The sequence below is a fragment of the Halomonas sp. SIMBA_159 genome, assembly GCF_046536035.1.
GTDB classification, from domain to species: Bacteria; Pseudomonadota; Gammaproteobacteria; order Pseudomonadales; family Halomonadaceae; genus Vreelandella; species Vreelandella venusta_A.
The window spans coordinates 1-248 of sequence record NZ_JAWJBT010001214.1; the positions used below are offsets into that span (position 1 = coordinate 1).

Genomic DNA, 248 nt, shown 5'->3' on the forward strand with positions numbered 1-248 from the left:
GGGGTTTTGTATTACAAAGTGCCCGGCTGGCCGGTTGGCTTTGGTAGTGACAAAAAGGCCAGACAGCTGTTGAATAAGGCGTTAGAGCTTAATCCTCAAGGTATTGATCCTAATTATTTTTATGCAGAATTTTTGACAGAAGAGCGCGACTACAAAGCCGCAATGCGCTATCTTGAAATAGCTAAGCATGCTCCGGTCAGGCCTGAACGACCACTGGCTGATAGTGGCAGGCAACAGGAAATTACGGC

At 47.2% G+C, this 248-nt stretch carries 1 protein-coding gene; it reads left to right on the forward strand.

What is annotated here, in order from left to right:
- A partial coding sequence (locus tag R0J87_RS23130) for a tetratricopeptide repeat protein (RefSeq protein ID WP_498889292.1) occupies positions 1-248 on the forward strand: 248 nt, incomplete at both ends.